Origin of the sequence: Pseudomonas sp. p50(2008) (assembly GCF_015351605.1) — a bacterium.
GTDB lineage: Bacteria > Pseudomonadota > Gammaproteobacteria > Pseudomonadales > Pseudomonadaceae > Aquipseudomonas.
Genome location: NZ_JACMYF010000005.1, coordinates 284,255 through 303,865 on the forward strand (window position 1 = coordinate 284,255; position 19,611 = coordinate 303,865).

Here is a 19,611-nt window from a genome sequence, read left to right on the forward strand (position 1 = left end):
TCTGCCTTTAGATCCAATCGCGGGCAAGCCGCGCTCCCACAGGTTTTGAGTCGAACTCCAGATTGGATATTTCCCCATAACCTGTGGGAGCGTGGCTTGCCCGCGATGAACGATAACGCGGTCCTGTAGCTTATTACTGCGCCAACCAGCCGCCATCAATGTTCCAGGCCGCGCCACGCACCTGGCTGCCCGCTTCGCTGCACAGGAACAGCACCAGTTCACCCAGTTGCGAAGGCGTAACGAACTCCAGCGATGGCTGCTTTTCGGCCAGCAAATCATGCTGCGCCTGCTGCGGGTCGATCCCTTTGGCCGCGCGATCATCGATCTGCTTCTGTACCAGCGGCGTCAAGACCCAGCCCGGGCAGATGGCGTTACAGGTAACGTGGGTCGTGGCGGTTTCCAGGCCGACGACTTTGGTCAGGCCGATCACCCCATGCTTGGCGGCAACGTACGCGGCCTTGCCGGTTGAACCGACCTGGCCGTGCACCGAGGCGATGTTGATGATTCGGCCCCAGTTCTGCGCGCGCATGTGCGGCAGGCCCAGGCGGGTGCTGTGGAATACCGATGACAGGTTGATCGCGATGATCGCGTCCCAGCGTTCCACCGGAAAATCTTCCACCGCCGCCACGTGCTGAATGCCGGCGTTATTCACCAGAATATCGACGCCGCCGAATTCACGCTCGGCGTAGGCGAACATGTCGGCAATCTGCGCGGGGTCGCTGACGTCGGCGGGATGATGACCGACCTTGCTGCCGAACTGCTGTACCTCTGCGATGACCTTGGACGCATCACCAAACCCGTTGAGAACCACGTTCGCACCCGCCTTGGCCAGGCTCAGGGCGATGCCCAGGCCAATGCCGCTGGTGGAACCGGTGACCAGTGCGGTCTTGCCCGAAAGAGTCGTCATGAATACCTCACACAATGCCAGTGGCGTAGAAAGTACCGATCACCACAAAAACCGCCAGGGTCTTGATCAGCGTAATACAGAAAATGTCTTTGTAAGCTTCACGGTGCGTCAGGCCGGTGACGGCCAGCAGGGTGATCACCGCGCCGTTGTGCGGCAGGGTGTCCATGCCGCCACTCGCCATTGCGGCCACCCGGTGCAGCACTTCCAGAGGGATGTTGGCGGCGTGGGCGGCACTGATGAACTGCTCGGACATCGCCGCCAGGGCGATGCTCATGCCGCCGGACGCGGAGCCGGTGATGCCGGCCAGCAACGTAACGGTAATCGCTTCGTTGACCAATGGATTGGGGATGTTCTTGAGCCAGTCGGCCAACACCAGAAAGCCCGGCAGGGACGCGATCACCGCGCCGAAACCGTATTCCGATGCGGTGTTCATGGCCGCCAGCAATGCACCACTGACCGCGCTCTTGCTGCCTTCGGCCAGTTTGCTGCGAATGGCCGTAAAGCCGAACGCCAACACCATCAGGATGCCGATCAGCAGCGCGGCCTGAACCGCCCAGATCGCGGTGAGCTTGGCAATTTCGGTCGTCACCGGCGTGGTCATTCCCGGCAGCGCGAGGCTGTGGGTCTTGCCGTACCACTGCGGAATCCACTGGGTGAACAGCAGGTTCATGATGCCCACGGCCAGCAGCGGCGACAGGGCGATCCAGGGATTGGGCAGCTTGATGTCTTCAGCGGTTTCCGGTTCGTTGCGCAGTTCCGTGCCATAGCCTTCGCCCGCACGCTGGGCCTTGTTGCGCTGGCGCTGCAGAAACAGCATGCCGGTGCAGAACACGAAGATCGTGCCGATCACACCCAGCCACGGCGCTGCCCACGCGGTGGTGTTAAAGAAGGTGCTGGGGATGATGTTCTGGATTTGCGGGGTGCCGGGCAGGGCGTCCATGGTGAACGAGAAGGCGCCGAGGGCAATGGTGGCCGGGATCAGGCGTTTGGGAATGTTGCTCTGGCGGAACATCTCCGCCGCGAACGGGTAGACGGCAAACACCACCACAAACAATGACACGCCGCCGTAGGTCAGCAACGCGCAGACCAGCACGATCACCAGCATCGCCTGGCGCGTCCCCAGCAGGCTGATCGCCGCTGCAACAATGGAGCGCGAGAAGCCTGACAACTCGATCAGCTTGCCGAAGACGGCGCCGAGCAGGAACACCGGGAAATAGAGTTTGATGAAGCCGACCATTTTCTCCATGAACACGCCGGTAAAGGCAGGCGCGACGGCGGACGGGTCGGTGAGCAGCACGGCGCCGAGGGCGGCAATGGGGGCAAAGAGGATAACGCTGTAGCCACGGTAAGCAGCCAGCATCAGCAGCGCCAGGGCTGCCAAGGCGATGATCACACTCATGGTGTGTCTCCTGGATTGTTATTTTTTTGGGTGAGGCTTGGTCGGAGAGTGTTAGCGAGTTTCGTGCCATCGTTGTAACGTGTTGATAAATAATGATATTTCTTTTTTATTGTGTGGTTTTTTGTTTGTTTGTCTCTTTCTTGAGATATGCGTTGCCATCATGGGCCTCATTGCGGGCAAGCCCGCTCCCACAGGGAACGGCGTTAGCCTAAACAACTTGAGCACTGTGGAAGCGGGCTCGCCCGCGATGAGGCCTGATCTACCAATGGAGATTAGCGTCTCGTTATAGAGATTCTGCAATCCCCAGCGCCACCATCTTCTTGTACAGCGTCGACCGCCCCAGCCCCAATTGCGCGGCTGCTTCAACAACTTTTCCGCCACATTGCGCGAGGGCGGCTTCAATCACTTGCCGATCAGATCGTTCCCGAGCTTCGCTGAACGTCTCCCGGGGAGTCGGTTCCCGGTTAAGCGCCGCCGCGCGCTCCACCGGCGTAAACGTGCCAATCGCCGCCCGTATTTCTGTCGCGTCGAGGATCAGGTCATCGCTGAGCAACGCTGCGCGCTCCAACACGTTGCGCAGTTCACGAATGTTCCCCGGCCAGGCGTGTTGCCCCAACAGCTCCAGCGCTTCGCCATTGAGTTCGTGCTGGCTGCGCAGTTCTTCGAGGATCGCTTCGCTGAGCGCCGGCAGGTCGTCGAGGCGATTACGCAGCGGAGGGACCTGAATGGGCAGTACGTTGAGGCGGTAATACAAGTCCGCGCGAAATTCACCGCGTTTGATCGCCGCTTCCAGGTCCGTGGACGTGGCAGCGATCACGCGTACATCGCTCTGGATCATCTCGTTTGAGCCCACCGGCTCGAATTCCTTTTCCTGCAGTACGCGCAGGAGTTTGCTTTGCAGGGGCAGCGGCATGTCGCCGATTTCATCGAGAAACAACGTACCGCCCTGGGCGAGCTGCAACTTGCCGACACGGCCTTTGCGGTCGGCGCCGGTAAACGCGCCGGGCGCTGTGCCGAAAAACTCGGCCTCCAGCAATGCCTCGGGGATCGCCGCGCTGTTGATGCTGACGAACGCTTTGTGCGCCCGTGGGGAGGCGCCGTGGATGGCCTGCGCGAGCAACTCTTTGCCCGTGCCGGTTTCACCGAGCAGCAACACCGGCGACTCTGCGCTGGCACTGCGTCGGGCGCGACGTTTGACTTCCAGGCTGGCGGCGCTGGTACCGATGAAATGGGCAAAGTTGTACTTGCTTTGCCGGGCCCGCAACAGCGAACGCGTGGACGCGAGTTCTTCCTGCATGCTCATGTAGCGCTTGAGCATCGGCGACAGGCTGCGCAATTCGTCGAACAGCGCAAAACCGATGGCGCCGATCACCTCGCCGGTGTCGTCATGAATCGGCAGGCGCATGACCACCAGCGGTTCTTTCGGGGTGTCCTGCATGTCGAGCAGTATTGGCCGGCCGGTGCGCACCACCTCGCGCAACAGGCTGCCGGGGATCACGCTTTCGCACGGTTTGCCGATAGCCACCTGCGCCGATTCCAGGCCAAACCGCCGGGCATAACGTTCGTTCATCCAGACGATGTTGGCGTCGCGATCGACAATGACCGTGCCTTCGCTGGATTGCTCGATGATCTCGAACAACGAACGGATCGCCAGCAGGCGCACGCGTTGGTAGTCCTTGAGGCTTTCGGTGGGGTTCATGGGGTATTGATCCTGAATATTTTCGCCAGTTAGGGCCTCATCGCGAGCGGGCTCACTCCTACAGGGGATTTGAGTTGCCAGCAAAATCCCTGTGGGAGACAGCTTGCCCGCGATGGGCGCGACGCGGTTTCAAGCCTGCATCGAATCATGTCGCCCCGACATGCGCCGCCGCCAGCAGCTCCTTGGTATAGGGATGTTGCGGCGACTCAAACACCTCATGACTCGCTCCACGCTCAACGACCTTGCCATCCTTGATCACGATCATGTCATGGGCCAGCGCTCGCACCACCGCCAGGTCATGGCTGATGAACAGGTACGTCAGCCCGTGTTTTTCCTGGAGCTGGCGGAGCAGGGCGACCACTTGTTTTTGCACCGTGCGGTCCAGTGCCGAGGTTGGCTCATCGAGCAGGATCAGCGCCGGTTTCAGCACCAGTGCGCGGGCGATGGCGATGCGTTGGCGTTGACCGCCCGAGAACTCGTGGGGATAGCGATCGCGACTTTGCGGATCGAGACCGACTTCCTCAAGGGCCCGTATCACCTCGGCCTTGCACTCCTCAGCCGTCAATTGGCTATGCACTTCGAGGCCTTCGCTGATGATCTGCGCCACCGACATGCGCGGGCTCAGGCTGCCATAGGGGTCCTGGAACACCACCTGCATTTTCTTGCGCCATGGCCGCAGCTGCTTTTGCGTCAGGCCATCCAGCGCTTCGCCCTGAAAGCGAATGCTGCCTTCGGAATCGAGCAGGCGCAGGATCGCCTGGCCCAATGTCGACTTGCCGGAACCGGACTCGCCGACAATACCCAGGGTCTTGCCGCGCTGAATATTCAGGCTGATGCCATCCACCGCGTGCAGCCAGGTCTTGCGCTGAAACAGCCCGCCAGCGAGGGCGAACTTCACGCTGAGGTTGTCCACTTCCAGCACATTCTCGCGTTCGTCCCGAGTTAGTGCTTCGCCCTCCGGCTCAGCGTTAAGCAGCACGCAGCTGTAAGGATGCTTCGGCTCGGTAAACAGTGTTTCGCAGGGCGCTTGCTCGACGATTTCGCCGGCCTTCATCACGCACACCCGCTGGGCGATGCTGCGCACCAGATTAAGGTCATGGCTGATCAGCAACAGCGACATGCCGAGGCGTTGCTGTAGCGATTTGAGCAGCAACAGGATCTTGCGCTGCACGGTGACGTCCAGCGCCGTGGTCGGCTCATCGGCGATCAACAGCTCCGGTTCGCAGGCCAGGGCCATGGCGATCATCACCCGCTGGCGTTGGCCGCCGGACAATTGATGCGGGTAGGCTTTGAGGCGCTCCTTGGGTTTTTGAATACCCACCAGGTGCAGCAATTCAAGGGTTCGCGCCTGTGCCGGTTTACCGGTGAGGCCTTTGTGCAGCAGCAAGGTTTCGCCGATCTGTTTTTCGATGGTGTGCAGCGGGTTCAGCGAGGTCATCGGCTCTTGGAAAATCATCGCGATCCGGTTTCCGCGCAGCTCACGCAGCACTTTCGACGAGGCACCGAGCAGTTCCTTGCCGCGATAACGGATGCTGCCGGTGGACTGAGTGCCGGTTTCGGGCAGCAGTTGCAGGATCGAATGCGCGGTCACCGATTTGCCGGAGCCCGACTCGCCCACCAACGCCAGGCATTCGCCGGGGAGGATGTCCAGGCTCAGATTGCGCACCACGGTTTGCCCGCTGAAGGCCACGCTGAGGTCACGGATTTCGATCAGGTTACTCATATCAACAGTTCGTCTCTAAAGATCGCAGCTCAAGATCGCAGCTCAAGATCGCGGATCAAAGGCATCACGCAGCGCCTCGCCGATAAACACCAGCAAGGACAAAATCAGTGCGAGGGTAAAGAACGCGGTCAATCCCAGCCACGGCGCTTGCAGGTTTTGCTTGCCCTGACCAATCAGCTCGCCCAGCGACGCGCTCCCCGCCGGCATGCCGAAACCGAGGAAATCCAGCGCCGTAAGCGTCGAAATCGCTCCGGTCAGGATGAAGGGCAGATAGCTCAGGGTCGCGTTCATCGCGTTGGGCAGAATGTGCCGCACGATGACTTTACGATCAGTCAGCCCCAGTGCCCGGGCGGCCTTGACGTATTCCAGGTTGCGTCCGCGCAAGAACTCGGCGCGCACCACATCGACCAGGGCCAGCCAGGAAAACAGCGCCATGATCCCCAGGAGCCACCAGAAATTCGGTTCGACAAATCCAGAGAGAATAATCAGCAAATAAAGCACGGGCAGACCGGACCAGACTTCCAGCAAGCGCTGGCCAAGAAGGTCCACCCAGCCGCCGTAATACCCTTGCAGTGCACCGGCGGCGATGCCGATGAGAGCGCTGACAACGGTTAGCATCAGCGCGAACAAAATCGACACCCGAGCGCCGAAAATCACACGGGCCAAGACGTCGCGCGCCTGGTCGTCAGTGCCCAGCCAGTTGACACTTGAGGGTGGGCTGGGCGCCGGTTTGCTCAGGTCGTAGTTGGGCGTGTCATCGCTGAACGGAATCGGCGGGAACAGCATCCAGCCGCCGTCCTTCTCGATCAGTTTTTTCACGTAATCGCTACGGTAATCGGCCTGGAACGGCAGTTGCCCGCCGAACTCCTGTTCGGTGTGTCGTTTGAATGCCGGGAAGTACAGCTCGCCCTGATAGCTCACGACCAGCGGTTTGTCGTTGGCGATCAGTTCACCGCCGAGGGTGAGCAGGAACAGGCCGACGAACAGCCACAGCGACCACCACCCACGACGGTTTTTCTTGAAGCGTTCGAAGCGCCGGCGACCCAGCGGCGAGAGCTTGAGCATCAGGCGTTCCTCGCGGCGAAATCGATACGCGGGTCGACCAGGGTGTAGCAGAGGTCGCCGACCAGTTTTATCAGCAGGCCAAACAGCGTGAAGATGAACAGCGAGCCGAACACCACCGGGTAATCCCGTGAGACGGCTGCTTCGTAACTCATGCGGCCCAGGCCATCGAGGGAGAAAATTACCTCGATCAGCAGCGAGCCGGCGAAGAACACACTGATGAATGCCTGGGGAATGCCCGAAACGACCAGCAGCATGGCATTGCGAAATACATGGCCGTAGAGAACGCGACGTTCGCTCATGCCCTTGGCGCGGGCAGTGACCACGTATTGGCGGGTGATTTCATTGAGGAAAGAGTTTTTGGTCAGGATGGTCAGGGTGGCGAAACCGCCGATGACCAGCGCCGTGACGGGCAGCACCAGGTGCCAGAAGTAGTCGGCGATCTTGCCCACGGTGGACAGTGACTCGAAGTTGTCCGAGACCAGCCCGCGCACCGGAAACCAGTTCAGCGAAGTGCCGCCGGCGAACACCACGATCAGGAACATCGCGAACAGGAAAGCCGGCATGGCATAGCCGATGATGATCGCGGTGCTGCTCCAGATGTCGAAGTGGCTGCCGTGGCGCACGGCCTTGCGGATGCCCAGCGGGATCGACACCAGGTAGGTGATCAGCGTTGCCCAGAGGCCGAGGGAAATCGTCACCGGCATTTTTTCCAGGATCAGGTCGGTGACGGTGGCGCCGCGGAAGAAGCTTTTGCCGAAGTCCAGGCGGGCGTAGCTGGTGAGCATCAGCCACAGGCGTTCGTGGGCGGGCTTGTCGAAGCCGTACTGCTTTTCGATCTCCTTGATCAATTGAGGGTCGAGCCCACGACTGGCCCGTGAGGTGCCGGACAGTGTTTCGCCGGAGCCACCGCTGACACTTGCGCCGCCGATGCCTTGCAGGTGCGCGATGGCTTGTTCCACCGGGCCGCCCGGCGCCGCCTGGACGATGACGAAGTTGACCAGAAGAATGATCACCAGCGTCGGGATGATCAATAGCAGGCGACGCGCTATATAAGCCCACATCAATGCGGTCCTCCGGGTTTGCCCCGGGTAATGCGTTCGGCGGTCATTTGCTGATTGGTCAGCGGCGTGGTGCTCACTTCCCACCAGCTTTCGATGGCCTCGTCATTGCTCGCCTGTTCGTTGGGCATGCCGAAACGGTTCCACCACACGGTGGAAGATCCGGGCGGGTAATAGTTGGGGATCCAGTAGTAATTCCACTGCAACACCCGGTCCAGTGCGTGGGCGTAGCGCAGCATGTCGACCTGGGTGGTAGCGCGGATCAGGCCGTTGATCAGGGTGTCGACCGCAGGGTTTTTCAGCACCATGTAGTTGTTGGCGCCGGGGTCGTTGGCCGAGACCGAGCCGAAATAATTCAGCAGCTCGCCACCGGGCGACGTGGTCACCGGGTAGCCCGTGACGATCATGTCGTAGTCGCGGCTCATCAGGCGGTTGACGTACTGGGACGCGTCGATACGGCGGATGTTCATGTCGATGCCGATCTGCTTCAGCGTACGCTTGTAGGGCAAGAGCAGACGGTCCATGCCGTTTTGGCTGACCAAAAAGGTGAAGTTCAGCGATTTGCCATCTGCGTTGACCAGTTGATCGCCGCCCGGTTTCCATCCGGCCTGTTCGAGCAGCTCCAGAGCTTGCAACTGCTTGTCGCGTATCACGCCGCTGCCATCGGTTTTCGGTGCTTCGAAGACCTTGGTGAACACTTCATCCGGCACTTGCCCGCGCAAGGGCTCAAGAATCGCCAGCTCGCCAGCGTCCGGTAGATGGCGGGCGGCCAGGTCAGTGTTGGAAAAGTAGCTCTGCTGGCGGATGTACAGGTTGCGCATCATCTGCCGGTTGCTCCATTCGAAATCCCAGAGCATGGCCAGCGCCTGGCGCGTGCGGCGATCCTGGAACATCGGGTTTTGCAGATTGAAAACGAAGCCCTGGCTGGGTTGTGGGGCCTGGGTCGCCAAATGCGCTTTCTGCAGTCGACCGTCGCTCAGGGCAGGGCTGTCGTAGCCGATGGAGTAACCCGTGGCGGAGAATTCGCGGTTGTAATCATAAGCGCCGCCGCGCAGCACCTGACGCGCTACGTCGGTGTCGCCGAAATACTCAATGCTGAAATGATCGAAATTGTAGAGCCCACGGCTGACCGGCAGGTCCTTGCCCCACCAGTCGGCATTGCGCTCGAAGGTGATGCTGCGCCCGGAGTCGACTTTGCCGACCCTGTAGGGACCGCTGCCCAGTGGCGCTTCGTATCCACCGCCGCCGGCAAAATCACGGGTCTTCCACCAGTGCTCGGGAAACACCGGCAGGGTCGCGATGTCCAGCGGCAGGGTGCGGTTTTCATTGCTTTTGAAATCGAACCGGACGGTCAGCGGCGATTCGATGTCGACGCCTTTCACGTCGGCGAACTGGGTGCGATAACGCAGGCTGCCCTGGGTCATCAGCAAATCGAAGGTGTAGCGCACGTCTTCAGCGGTGATGGGCTTGCCGTCGGCAAAACGGGCTTTTGGATTGAGGTAGAAGCGCAAGGACAAACCGTCTTCGGCGCGCTCCATTTTCTGTGCCACCAGGCCGTACACGGTGTAAGGCTCGTCCATCGAACGCTGGGCGAGCGGGGAGTAGAGCATGCCGTCGATCTGCGTGACGCCGATGCCTTTGTCGATGTACGGGAGAATGTGGTCGAAGTGACCGATTTCCACCGCCGAACGGCGCATCGTGCCGCCCTTGGGGGCTTGCGCATTGGTGTAGGCAAAATGACTGAATCCGGCCGGATACTTTGCCGGTTCGCCGTAGACGGTCAGCGCATGTTGCGGTGCTGCATTCACACCGGCAGCGCCCAACAGCAGGGCTACGGCAGTGAACAACAAAGTAGGGAAAGCCAGTCGCATTGTCAGCCTTAAAGCCGGGTGGTCGATATCCGCAATTTGTACGCTAGCGGCGCATCCCTCGCCAGCCGTATTACACGTCGCAAACACAACGGCCCACCAAAAAGGCGGGCCGTTGTGAGAAAGACTTCGCGGATTGATCAGTCCTGGCGACTGGTCACTTCCAGCAGGTGGTAGCCAAACTGGGTCTTGACCGGACCTTGCACAACGTTGATGGGTGCGCTGAAAACGACGGTGTCGAATTCCTTGACCATCTGGCCTGGACCGAACGAGCCCAGATCACCGCCCTGGCGGCTCGATGGGCAAGTGGAGTTGGCTTTGGCGACTTCGGCGAAATCAGCGCCGCCTTCGATTTGGGACTTCAGTTCGTTGCACTTGTCTTCGCTGGCAACCAGGATGTGACGGGCAGTAGCTTTAGGCATGGGAAAACTCTCCATTTAATGTTCAGTAAAGTGCTGAGCGTACCGGATTCAGTGGCCTAATTCTTCTCAAAGTTCCTTGCGGTATCACAGACCGGCCTTTCGCAAGCGATCCGCATGCTCCACATACAGCTCCACCGGGTTGACGCTTTTCCAGGTGCGACCGGCAGTCTGGTTAATGGTGCCCAGGTGATCCAGCGGATAGTCGGAGCGGATCACTTTGCCCAGGTGAGAACTGAAGCGCCCAACCAGGCCATCATTCTGATCGGCCTCGTTAATGAAGTAGTGAGAAAAGGCGCGGGACAGGAAATGCAGGGGATCGAGCGCATTCAGCCCGTCGTCGAGAATGCTGCCTTGCAAGGTGCCGCTCCAGGAATAGTAGTGAACCCCGCCAACCTTCTGCTGCCCCATGCCACCCCATTGCGTCGGTAACCCTTGCGGGTATTTCAGATTAAAGGCGCCGACACCTTCGGTGGTCAGGGCATTCAGTGCCGCAATGGCGTTCTGGGGCATTTTTGGTTGGCCACTGAGCAACGACAGGAAGTCGGCGAACAAGGTCGCCACGGTCTCGGCGACCTGTTCTGGCAGGCCACCAGGGGTCAGCGCTTTGCGCAGGAAGTCGGCCAGTTCCGAACCGTGATTAGGGCCGCTGACCGACGTGACCGAGGCGACCATTTGTGGCGCGATCGCCGCGGCATAGCGTGACGCCAGTGCGCCTTGGCTATGCCCGATCAGGTTGACTTTGTCGTGCCCGGTGCCTTCCAGTACCCGTTCGATCTGTGCCAAGAGCTGCTCGCCGCGCGCCTCGTTGCTGTGTGTCGCGGACAGCTGAGGTACGAAGACCCTGGCACCGGCGAATCGCAGGGCCGGCCTGATGTCATGGAAGTGTTCCAGCGTGCCGATCCGATCAAAGCCGAATAGCCCGTGGACCAGCAGGATCGGGTACTGAGTCTGTGCATTCCGTTGCATGTTCATCCCTTTTTCGAGAGTTTCGGGTCGTGTACTGCGCCTCACTCTAATGCACTGTCATGCCGCGGGATGTCTGAAAAAGCCGCTGTCTTGTGGTGAAAACGGAGTAGGGGAGTGAGAAAAATCGCGGGTGGGTGCGGGGTGTTTCGCGGGTGTCGTTATTTCAAGATCGCTATTTCATAGTGGGAAACAACCTTCCAGCCCTCGTTTGAAGACTGGAAGGAGATCGCTGATTACGCGGGCTATCGAGCGCTGTGTTGTTCGCGCAACCGCTGCGCTGACTCGCGCAACAAGTGCTCCGTCCCGCTCCAACCCAGGCAGCCGTCAGTCACGGAAACGCCGTAACGCAGCGAAGCGCTCAGCGGCTGGCAACCTTCGAACAGATGACTCTCGATCATCATGCCGATCAGCGAGCGATTGCCTTGCAGGCGTTGTTCTAGGACGTCGTTGAACACCGCCGGTTGGCGCAGCGGGTCTTTGCCGCTGTTAGCGTGGCTGCAGTCGACCATGATTCGCGCCGGGATCTTGAGTCGGGTCAGGTCGTTGTGTATTTGAGCAACGCTGTCGCGGTCGTAGTTCGGGCCGCGATGACCGCCGCGCAATACCAGATGGGTGTCCGGGTTGCCGGGTGTCTGGATGATTGCGGGGTGCCCTTGGCTGTCGACGCCAAAATGACGATGCGGATGGGCGGCCGAGCGCATGGCGTCGCTGGCGACACCGACTCCACCATCGGTGCCGTTCTTGAAGCCTACCGGCATGTTCAGGCCGCTGGCCATTTCCCGGTGAATTTGCGATTCGGTGGTGCGCGCACCAATGGCAACCCAACTGAGCAGGTCGTCGAAGTAGCCTGCCGCCATGGGCTGCAGCAGTTCAGTGGCAATCGGCAATCCGAGCTGGATCATTTCGCGCATCAGTTCGCGCGACAGGATCAGGCCGCCGGCCATGTCGTCGCTGCCGTCCAGGTGCGGATCGTAGGCCAGGCCTTTCCAGCCGACAGTGGTGCGGGGTTTTTCGACGTAGGCGCGCATGACGAGCAACATCTGATCACTGACGTCGGATGCCAGGCGCGCGAGGTGGGCGGCGTATTCCAGGGCTGACTGAGGGTCGTGAATCGAGCAAGGGCCGACGATGACCAGCAAACGGGAGTCTTCACCGTTGAGAATCGCGCGGATCGCCTGGCGATGGGCGGCGACTTGCTGGGTCAGGGTGTTGCTGAGGGGTAATTGCTGTTTGAGCTGCAACGAGCTGGGCAGACGCAGGGTCAGCGCTTCATTGGCCGGGCTCAAGGTGGACAGTGGCAGAGCAGAGACGGACGAGTTCATGTTCGGGCTTCCTGGGCTGGCGGCGGGTTCGTTCCCGCGCGCTCGGCCCTAGTGGGGTGTTCGACAATTAGCCGGATTGGCTGCGTGTGTGTGCTTGCCACCTTTGGGTGACCGATCGGAGGCGGCAGGCTGTCCCGAGCGGAGGCTGGTAAATCGCCAGGCGGTAAAAAAGTCGTAACGGTAATAAGTGGCGTAGTTCATTTTCTAAATCCTCGAGATGTCTGGTGTGTCGCTAAAAATGTGTGGGGCTGAAAAAACAAAACCCCCGGTCGGGAGGCCGACCGGGGGTTGAGAATTCTCTGGTGGCGACCCGTTTAAAGTGGGCGCCGTGTGGGTATCAGGCGCGCCAGTGGCTAAACCAATACCCAAAATAAAAGCTGACCGGAGCACAAACGTCTTTCACCCGGACAGCCGAAACCGAGCGCAAGGCGCTGGCGGTACGAAGCTGTGAAAGGGTGTTGAACATGGTCTGTCTCCGATGGATGCGCCGAGCTTACTAGAGGCGGGTACGTGGATTCAATCAGAAATTGCTATCGGCAGCCGTTGGCCTTTCCTATCGCTTGAGCGCTGCAAAGAGGTATAGCACGAGCGGTGCCTGTTGATTAGTCACGAGATTTGCCGGTCATTGCTCGCCGTACCGCTGGTTGACCTCTGAAGCACGCATGCGACAAGCCTTACAAGACGTATTGAAACTTTTTATATAGCGCTTGCCGCTAGGTCTGCCAGTCGCTTTTTGCTAAGGTGTCCGGCAACCAACAAGCCCATTGCGCGAGGTGTCTGCTTGATTAGGGTGCTAGTAGTCGATGACCATGATCTCGTTCGTACAGGCATTACACGAATGCTGGCTGACATCGATGGCCTGCAAGTGGTCGGCCAGGCCGAGTCAGGGGAAGAGTCCCTGCTCAAGGCGCGAGAGTTGAAGCCGGACGTGGTCCTGATGGATGTGAAGATGCCCGGTATCGGCGGTCTTGAAGCCACGCGCAAGTTGCTGCGCAGTCATCCCGACATCAAAGTCGTTGCGGTCACCGTGTGCGAGGAAGATCCGTTTCCTACACGACTGTTGCAGGCAGGGGCAGCGGGTTACCTGACCAAAGGAGCCGGTTTGCCCGAAATGGTCCAGGCCATTCGCCTGGTATTTGCCGGCCAGCGCTACATCAGTCCGCAGATCGCCCAGCAACTTGCCATCAAGTCTTTCCAGCCCACTAGCGATTCGCCGTTCGACGCCTTGTCCGAGCGGGAAATCCAGATCGCGCTGATGATCGTCGGCTGCCAGAAAGTCCAGATAATCTCCGATAAATTGTGCCTGTCGCCAAAAACCGTAAACACCTACCGATACCGCATTTTCGAAAAGCTTTCGATCAGCAGCGACGTCGAGTTGACGCTGTTGGCGGTTCGTCACGGCATGGTTGATGCCAGCCTCTGAAATGACTGAAATTTTCGATCCAAGCGCTTTTCTGTCGACGGTCAGTGGGCGTCCCGGTGTGTATCGCATGTTCGACAGCGATGCGCGCCTGCTCTACGTCGGCAAGGCCAAGAATCTCAAGAGTCGCCTGTCCAGTTACTTCCGCAAATCCGGTCTCGCCCCCAAGACTGCAGCACTGGTCGCGCGTATCGCGCAGGTCGAGACGACGATCACGTCTAACGAAACCGAAGCTTTGTTGCTCGAGCAGACGCTGATCAAGGAATGGCGTCCGCCGTACAACATCCTGATGCGGGACGACAAATCCTATCCTTATGTCTTCCTTTCAGATGGTCAATTTCCTCGTCTGAGCATCCATCGCGGTGCGAAGAAGGCCAAGGGCAAATATTTCGGTCCTTACCCCAGCGCTGGTGCGATTCGCGAAAGCCTCAGCTTGCTGCAGAAGACGTTTTTTGTTCGTCAGTGCGAAGACAGCTACTACAAGAACCGCACGCGCCCTTGCCTGCAATACCAGATCAAACGTTGCAAGGCACCCTGCGTCGGACTGGTCGAGCCCGAGGTTTACGCCGAGGACGTCCGGCACTCGGTGATGTTCCTGGAAGGGCGCAGCAATGCGCTGACCGACGAATTGTCCGCCGCCATGGAAGAGGCGGCGATCAACCTCGAGTTCGAGCGGGCGGCCGAGTTGCGGGACCAGATATCGCTGCTGCGCCGGGTTCAGGATCAGCAAAGCATGGAAGGCGGGACTGGTGATGTCGACGTGATCGCCGCGTTCGTCAATCCGGGCGGCGCCTGCGTTCATTTGATCAGCGTGCGGGGCGGCCGGGTTCTGGGCAGCAAGAACTACTTCCCTCAAGTTGGTATCGATGAAGACGTTTCCGAAGTCATGGCGGCTTTTCTTGGGCATTACTTCATCAGCAGCCCGGAACGCGACTTGCCGAGCGAGTTGATCGTCAACGTGGTGCATGAAGACTTTCCTACGCTGATCGCAGCCATTGAGGAATTGCGCGGCCGTGAACTGTCGATCAGTCATCGGGTGCGGGGTACGCGAGCTCGCTGGCAACAATTGGCGGTGACCAATGCCGAACAGGCACTGGGTGCGCGCTTGGCCAACCGGCAGCATGTCGCCGCGCGTTTCGATGCGCTGGCAGAAGTACTGAACCTGGATGAGCCTCCACAGCGCCTCGAGTGCTATGACATCAGTCACTCGAGCGGCGAGGCGACGGTGGCGTCGTGCGTGGTGTTCGGCCCGGAAGGTCCGATCAAATCGGATTACCGTCGTTACAACATTGAAGGCGTTACCCCAGGCGATGATTACGCCGCCATGCACCAGGCGTTGACCCGTCGTTTCAGCAAGCTGAAGGACGGGGAGGGCAAATTACCGGACATTCTGCTGGTGGACGGTGGTAAAGGTCAGCTGTCGATGGCGCGTGATGTACTCAACGAGTTGGCGGTACCCGACCTGATTTTGCTGGGTGTGGCCAAGGGGGCAACCCGAAAGGCCGGCTTCGAAACTTTGTACCTGAATGATGCAGCGCATGAGTTCACGTTGCGTGGGGATTCGCCGGCACTGCATCTAATCCAGCAAATTCGTGATGAAGCTCACCGATTCGCCATTACCGGGCACCGCGCCCGTCGCGGCAAAACCCGCCGTACGTCTACGCTTGAAGGCGTAGCCGGGGTCGGGCCGACACGTCGGCGCGATTTGCTTAAACATTTTGGTGGATTGCAAGAGCTGTCTCGTGCCAGCATCGAAGAGATCGCCAAAGCGCCCGGGATCAGTAAAAAACTCGCAGAGTTGATTTATGCAAATCTGCACAGCGAGTAGAATGCCACCTCACCTCGTAGCCAGTTGTGCCGATGAATATCCCTAATCTGATTACCGTTCTACGCGTCCTGCTCATCCCGATCTTCATACTGTTGTTTTACCTGCCGTACCATTGGAGCTACATGGCGTCCGCTTCGGTGTTTGCATTTGCCGCCGCTACGGACTGGCTGGATGGTTATCTGGCCCGCCGTCTGGAGCAAAGCACGCCGTTCGGGGCTTTTCTCGACCCGGTTGCCGACAAGCTGATGGTCGCCGTTGCGCTGGTGTTGCTGGTGCAAGAACACGGTAACTTGTGGCTTACGCTGCCGGCCGCCGTCATCATCGGTCGTGAAATTGTCGTGTCGGCACTGCGTGAGTGGATGGCCGAACTCGGTGCCCGCGCTCATGTGGCGGTGTCGAACCTGGGTAAATGGAAAACCGCTGCGCAGATGTTGGCACTGGTGATCCTGCTGGCCAATCCGTCAGACTTCACCTTCTGGGTATTGGTGGGTTATGGCTTGCTGTTGGTATCAGCCGGACTGACGTTGTGGTCGATGGTCCAGTACCTGCGGGCTGCGTGGCCGCATCTGAAGACCGACGTTGAAAAGAAATAAAACTTTTTTGAATCAAAGGGTTGACGGGGCTTCTGGATTCTATAGAATGCGCCACACCAAGACGCGGGAATAGCTCAGTTGGTAGAGCACGACCTTGCCAAGGTCGGGGTCGCGAGTTCGAGTCTCGTTTCCCGCTCCAAATACAAAGAAAAAGCCACTCAATAGAGTGGCTTTTTTTTGCCTGGAATTTTAGAAGACGCTTCGGCGTCTTTTTTCGTTTTGTGGCAAAAAGCGGGCTAAACGCACATTGCCATTCAATTTTCATAAAAGCGTAACAATCCTATTGCAGAGTACGGGAGCCCGAAATCACAAGGAGTTCCCTGAATGAAAAGCTTGATGAAGTCTGCTGCACTCGCCGTTGCGGTTTCTCTTTGTGCCAGCTCGATGACTTTTGCTGCGGAAAGCGTTCGTCTGACCGGTTCCGGCGCCAGTTTCCCGGCCCCGATCTACCTCACCTGGTTCAAGGATTTCAGCAAGAAAACCGCAGGTGTCACTGTGGATTATCAATCCAAAGGCAGCGGCGCGGGTGTGCAGGACTTCCTGAATAAAACCGTCGATTTCGCCGCCAGTGATTCGGCCATGAAAGACGAAGACATCGCCAAAGTTGCCGAAGGCGCACAGTTGCTGCCGATGACGGCGGGCGAAATCGTGCTGGCCTATAACCTGCCAGGCAACCCCAAGGGCCTGAAGCTGCCACGGGATGTTTACTCCAATATCTTCCTGGGCAAGATCACCAAGTGGAACGATCCGCAGATCGCTGCCGCCAACCCGGACCTGAAGCTCACTGATACGCCGATCACCGTCGTCGTACGTGCAGACTCCAGCGGTACGACTGCGGTGTTCACCAAGCACCTGTCAACGATCAACCCGGAGTTTCAAAAGGCGCTGGGTGAAGGCAACACGGTCAACTGGCCAGCCAGTGACAAATTCATCAAATCGCCGAAAAACGATGGCGTGACAGCCACCGTACGCCAGACCCCGGGCGCCATTGGCTATATCGAATACGGCTTCGCCAAGCTGGCCAAGGTCGACTTCGCCCAGTTGCAGAACAAGGCCGGTCATTACGTCGTACCGAACGCCGAAAGCGGTGCCGAGGCCCTGGCCGCGGTGAAAATGCCGGAAAGCCTGGTGGCCTGGCTGCCGGATCCGGACGGTGCCAAGTCCTACCCGATCACTTCCTACACCTGGATGATCTTCCGCAAGGACAACGGTAACCCGGCCAAGGCCAAGGCCATGCGCGAAATGGTCGAATACAGCCTGACCGAGGGGCAGAAAATCGCCGATTCGATGGGTTACATCCCGTTGCCGCAATCGGTTGTTGATCAGGTTCGCAAAGCCTCCGCCAACATTCAGTAACGCTCGTGAGGCCTCTCTCGGCGTGCGCGTTCAGCAGGCCGGGGGAGTTTTCCCCCTGTACCGGAATTAGCCAATGAACACACCTTTTGTCGTACCGGTTAACCCGGGTTCGGCCTGCCAGCCGCCTTCCACGAAGGACTTCCTGGTTGATCGCACCTTCCGTGCGCTTGCGCGAATAGGGGTGGTTCTGATTCTGGCGTTGGTCTTCGCCTTGGTCTTCGAGGTGGGACGCAAGGCCCTTCCTGGCATGGAAAAACACGGTTTTGACGTGATCTTTGGCAGCGTCTGGGACGTTAACCAAGGCAAGTACGGCATTCTGCCGGCGATTTGGGGCACGCTCTACAGCGCCCTGATCGCGTTGCTGATCGCAGGCGTTTTCGGCGTCAGCATGGCGATCTTCCTCACCCAGGATTTCCTGCCGGCGAAACTGGCAGCGGTGTTTCGCACTATCGTCGAATTACTCGCGGCCATCCCCAGCGTCGTTTATGGCCTGTGGGGGATTTACGTGGTGATCCCGGCGATCCGCCCCCTTACGGCGTGGTTGAACAGCGAACTGGGTTGGATTCCTTTTTTCAGCACGTCCTTGAGCGGTCCGGGACTGCTGCCTGCGGCGCTGGTACTGGCCATCATGATTCTGCCAACCATCGCTGCCGTTTCGCAGGACGCCCTGACCGGCGTACCGATGAAAACCAAACAGGCGGCCTACGGCATGGGGACCACCCATTGGGAAGCGATTCTCAAGGTGATGGTGCCATCCGCCGCCACCGGCATTTTCGGCTCCCTGGTTCTCGGCCTGGGTCGTGCTCTGGGTGAAACCATGGCGCTGGCCATGCTGGTGGGCAACGCCAACAACATTTCACTTTCTCTGTTTGCGCCGGCCAACACATTGGCTGCCTTGTTGGCGCTGAACTTCCCCGAAGCCGGTCCCAACGAGATCGAGGTGTTGATGTATGCCGCACTGGTGCTGATGTTCATCACGCTGCTGGTGAACGTCCTCGGTTCCATGATCATGCTCTACGCCCAGCGGGGTAACAAATAATGACTGACCTCACGTCCCCTATCACCGCCGTGCCGAGCCTGCAGCGCAAGTTCGAAGGCCGCGCCCTGCGCAGCCTCGTGTTGACCACGCTGGTGTGGACCGGTGCGGTGCTGGCCAGCGTCCCGCTGATTTCCGTGCTGTATATGCTGATCATGCGGGGCGGGGCACGCTTGAGCCTGGAGGTATTCACCGAATTGCCGCCCACCGGTTTCGAGACGGGTGGAGGCTTTGGTAACGCGATGGCAGGCACCTTCGTAATGGTCGGTATCGCCGCCGCCATAGCGGTTCCGGTCGGCATAATGGCCGCCATCTTCCTGGCCGAACTCGGGCCCGACAGCAAGCTGGCAAACACCGCCCGCTTTGCCGCCAAGATGCTTACGGGGCTGCCTTCAATTCTGGCCGGGGTGTTTGCCTACGCCCTGGTGGTGATGACCACCGGTACTTACTCGGCGCCGGCAGGCGGCGTGGCACTGGCGGTACTGATGCTGCCCATCGTTGTGCTGACGGCTGAAGAGTCGATGAGGATGGTGCCCAAGATCATGAAGGATGCGGCGTACGGCATGGGCTGCACGCGCTCGCAGGTGATCTGGAAAATCATCTTGCCGACCGGCATGCCGGCGATCCTCACAGGCGTGATGCTGGCCGTGGCACGCGCAGCAGGCGAAACCGCGCCGCTGTTGTTTACCGCGCTCTTTAGCAACTACTGGATCTACCACGACGGCAGCCTCGCGGTGATGAATCCGACGGCATCGCTTGCCGTGCTGATTTACAACTTCTCCGGCATGCCCTTCGACAACCAGCTGGAGCTCGCATGGGCGGCCTCGCTGGTGCTGGTGATGATCGTGCTGGTCGTGAATATATTGAGCCGTATTTTCGGCAAGCCCAAGTATTGAGAACGGGAGCACCTGAATTTTGAACGTATCAACTGCGCAAATAGCCGCTCCGT

General features: G+C 59.3%; 17 protein-coding genes and 1 tRNA gene. 7 read left to right on the forward strand and 11 right to left on the reverse strand.

Annotated elements, in window-relative coordinates; all coding sequences use genetic code 11:
• Positions 1-133 precede the first annotated feature (133 nt).
• From hbdH to H7698_RS31655, 11 genes are all read right to left on the reverse strand, one after another.
• Positions 134-907, reverse strand: coding sequence for a 3-hydroxybutyrate dehydrogenase (gene hbdH / locus H7698_RS16005; protein WP_194692057.1), 774 nt, complete (start codon positions 905-907; stop codon positions 134-136).
• 7 nt (positions 908-914) lie between these two features.
• Positions 915-2,306: a GntP family permease gene (locus H7698_RS16010; RefSeq protein WP_162436558.1), complete on the reverse strand. Its 1,392-nt coding sequence runs from the start codon at positions 2,304-2,306 to the stop codon at positions 915-917.
• Positions 2,307-2,589: 283 nt separating this feature from the next.
• The gene (locus tag H7698_RS16015; RefSeq protein ID WP_194692058.1) at positions 2,590-4,005 is read right to left on the reverse strand and encodes a sigma-54 interaction domain-containing protein; all 1,416 of its coding nucleotides are present in this window, start codon (positions 4,003-4,005) and stop codon (positions 2,590-2,592) included.
• A 145-nt stretch (positions 4,006-4,150) separates the two neighbouring features.
• Positions 4,151-5,728: an ABC transporter ATP-binding protein gene (locus H7698_RS16020; protein WP_162436556.1), complete on the reverse strand. Its 1,578-nt coding sequence runs from the start codon at positions 5,726-5,728 to the stop codon at positions 4,151-4,153.
• A 42-nt stretch (positions 5,729-5,770) separates the two neighbouring features.
• The gene (locus H7698_RS16025) at positions 5,771-6,793 is read right to left on the reverse strand and encodes an ABC transporter permease (RefSeq protein WP_194692059.1); all 1,023 of its coding nucleotides are present in this window, start codon (positions 6,791-6,793) and stop codon (positions 5,771-5,773) included.
• Positions 6,793-7,854: a microcin C ABC transporter permease YejB gene (locus H7698_RS16030; RefSeq protein WP_162436554.1), complete on the reverse strand. Its 1,062-nt coding sequence runs from the start codon at positions 7,852-7,854 to the stop codon at positions 6,793-6,795. The genes H7698_RS16025 and H7698_RS16030 overlap by 1 nt, the downstream gene beginning before the upstream one ends.
• The gene (locus H7698_RS16035; RefSeq protein ID WP_194692060.1) at positions 7,854-9,722 is read right to left on the reverse strand and encodes an extracellular solute-binding protein; all 1,869 of its coding nucleotides are present in this window, start codon (positions 9,720-9,722) and stop codon (positions 7,854-7,856) included. The genes H7698_RS16030 and H7698_RS16035 overlap by 1 nt, the downstream gene beginning before the upstream one ends.
• A gap of 137 nt (positions 9,723-9,859) precedes the next feature.
• Entirely contained in the window at positions 9,860-10,141 is a 282-nt protein-coding gene (locus H7698_RS16040) for a peptidylprolyl isomerase (protein WP_162436552.1), read from the reverse strand.
• A gap of 84 nt (positions 10,142-10,225) precedes the next feature.
• On the reverse strand, positions 10,226-11,107 hold the full coding sequence (locus tag H7698_RS16045; protein WP_194692061.1) for a lipase family alpha/beta hydrolase: 882 nt from the start codon (positions 11,105-11,107) through the stop codon (positions 10,226-10,228).
• A 242-nt stretch (positions 11,108-11,349) separates the two neighbouring features.
• Positions 11,350-12,429 carry a 3-deoxy-7-phosphoheptulonate synthase gene (locus H7698_RS16050; RefSeq protein ID WP_194692062.1) on the reverse strand — a complete coding sequence of 360 codons (1,080 nt, stop codon included), beginning with the start codon at positions 12,427-12,429 and terminating at the stop codon, positions 11,350-11,352.
• A gap of 337 nt (positions 12,430-12,766) precedes the next feature.
• Complete coding sequence (locus H7698_RS31655; protein ID WP_268932904.1) at positions 12,767-12,895, reverse strand: hypothetical protein; 129 nt, start codon at positions 12,893-12,895, stop codon at positions 12,767-12,769.
• A gap of 315 nt (positions 12,896-13,210) precedes the next feature.
• On the opposite strand from H7698_RS31655, the gene gacA reads away from it, so the two are divergent.
• The 7 genes from gacA (at position 13,211) to pstA (ending at position 19,558) form a co-directional block, all read left to right on the forward strand.
• On the forward strand, positions 13,211-13,852 hold the full coding sequence (gacA, locus tag H7698_RS16055; protein ID WP_082069126.1) for a response regulator transcription factor GacA: 642 nt from the start codon (positions 13,211-13,213) through the stop codon (positions 13,850-13,852).
• 1 nt (position 13,853) lies between these two features.
• The gene (gene uvrC, locus H7698_RS16060) at positions 13,854-15,677 is read left to right on the forward strand and encodes an excinuclease ABC subunit UvrC (protein ID WP_162436586.1); all 1,824 of its coding nucleotides are present in this window, start codon (positions 13,854-13,856) and stop codon (positions 15,675-15,677) included.
• Positions 15,678-15,709: 32 nt separating this feature from the next.
• Complete coding sequence (gene pgsA, locus H7698_RS16065) at positions 15,710-16,270, forward strand: CDP-diacylglycerol--glycerol-3-phosphate 3-phosphatidyltransferase (protein WP_162436549.1); 561 nt, start codon at positions 15,710-15,712, stop codon at positions 16,268-16,270.
• Positions 16,271-16,333: 63 nt separating this feature from the next.
• Positions 16,334-16,409 (forward strand) — tRNA-Gly (locus tag H7698_RS16070).
• Between the two features lie 185 nt (positions 16,410-16,594).
• Positions 16,595-17,626: a phosphate ABC transporter substrate-binding protein PstS gene (pstS, locus tag H7698_RS16075; RefSeq protein WP_194692063.1), complete on the forward strand. Its 1,032-nt coding sequence runs from the start codon at positions 16,595-16,597 to the stop codon at positions 17,624-17,626.
• A 73-nt stretch (positions 17,627-17,699) separates the two neighbouring features.
• On the forward strand, positions 17,700-18,665 hold the full coding sequence (pstC, locus tag H7698_RS16080; protein ID WP_162436547.1) for a phosphate ABC transporter permease subunit PstC: 966 nt from the start codon (positions 17,700-17,702) through the stop codon (positions 18,663-18,665).
• Positions 18,665-19,558, forward strand: coding sequence for a phosphate ABC transporter permease PstA (pstA, locus tag H7698_RS16085; RefSeq protein WP_162436546.1), 894 nt, complete (start codon positions 18,665-18,667; stop codon positions 19,556-19,558). The genes pstC and pstA overlap by 1 nt, the downstream gene beginning before the upstream one ends.
• Positions 19,559-19,611: the final 53 nt, after the last annotated feature.